Source organism: Ohessyouella blattaphilus (assembly GCF_024721265.1).
GTDB classification, from domain to species: Bacteria; Bacillota; Clostridia; order Lachnospirales; family Lachnospiraceae; genus Aequitasia; species Aequitasia blattaphilus_A.
Window position 1 is genome coordinate 1 of the sequence record NZ_JAMXOC010000073.1, and the last position, 1,462, is coordinate 1,462.

Sequence of the window (1,462 nt, forward strand, 5' to 3'; positions counted from 1 at the left end):
GGAAGACGGGTCTTATCTTAACAGCTGGTAAAGAAAATGTGGCTCCGGTGATATATTTAGAAGATTTTTATGCAGAACTCCAGCATGGAAGGTCGTTTGCGGACGTGTTAACAGAGATCCGGGATATCTATAAAGAACACGCCCATATGCCGGTTGCTGCAGAGGATATTCTAAATGTAGACGTGAAGGATAAAGTATTTGCAGTGCTGGTGGATAAGGTAAGAAATACAGAAAATCTTGAAAATCTAGTTTATAAAGATGTAGGCAGCGGACTAGCCCTAACCTATCGAGTGCAGGTGACAGAGGTGATGCCTGATGGTGGTCAGGGAACCGTTGGCATCTCAAAAGGCATGGCTATGACGAGAGACCTAGATGTAGATACGATTCATGAAATGGCAATCGATAGTCTCAGGAGAGACCCGATTGAATTTCGCCCGATGGAAGAGATCATGAACGAGTTTTTGCAAGGTGTGAGTGTAAATAACGTAGAGTTTAACGAAAACATGGAGGTGAATAAGGACGAAGTGATGTTTGTTTTATCCAATCAAAGTAGATTCTATGGTGCGTCCTTATTTTTCTATCCCGGGGTGAAAGAAACAATAGAGAACATATTAGGCGAGGGTTATTTTGTGCTACCCTCGAGCAAACATGAGCTAATCATTATTCCAGAGTCGCGCGGGGTTTCTCCAGAGGAACTATCCAATATGGTAAAAGAAGTGAATGAGAGTCAGGTAGATTCTGTTGACCAGATATCAGACACGGCCTATTTTTATGATCCAAAGATAAAGGAACTAATGCCGGTAGCAGAGATGGATGTGCAAAAAGTACCGGAAATAGATTCACCCCAGATGACCATGTAGAGAAAAGGTTTTCAAAGCGAGGTAAATATGGAGACGTTAAAAGAAAAAGTAGGAGAGCAAATTAAAAATATTCGAGAAGAGAAGGGCTTGTCTCAAGAAGAGTTTGGGTATTTAACTTTTTTAACTAAGCAGGAGGTGGGAGAGGTTGAAAGAGGTATCAGGGCTGTGGATGAGGGCACCTATGAACTGATCGGTAACCTGTTTCAGGTATCATCTATAAGCCTAAGAGAAGGGAAGCTAAGTCCTATTCTATCGAGAAACGAGATAAGCAAGGCTTTGATTACGATACAAAATACAGTCTTGAAAATCAAAGAGGACCATGACTATCTAATCAGCTTTTTAAAAGAAATAGGGATTCAGCTAGATGTCCAACCACCAGGAAAACAGATCTATTCTGTTCGAGACATTATTAAAGGTCCAGAGGGCAATCCAAAAGAAGCCTTTGTAGTATATGATACCCAGTCTGGAGAGGTGGTGAAAGAAAAGAATAAACCAGAGCAGTTCGCTACCTATTCAGAAGCAAAGGAACGAGCCAATCGGTTAAACAGGGAAGGACAAAGCCAAACAGGTGCCATTGTGGGATTTAATAATAAGGGAATTGA

Annotated in this window: 2 protein-coding genes; both read left to right on the forward strand. The window is 41.4% G+C overall.

The features are described 5' to 3' along the window. Positions 1-860 (forward strand): DUF5688 family protein (locus tag NHH16_RS15365; RefSeq protein WP_262070466.1); only part of this gene is annotated, 860 nt, incomplete at its 5' end. A 27-nt stretch (positions 861-887) separates the two neighbouring features. Then, positions 888-1,462: helix-turn-helix domain-containing protein (locus tag NHH16_RS15370; RefSeq protein WP_262070467.1), on the forward strand; the 575-nt coding region annotated here is incomplete at its 3' end.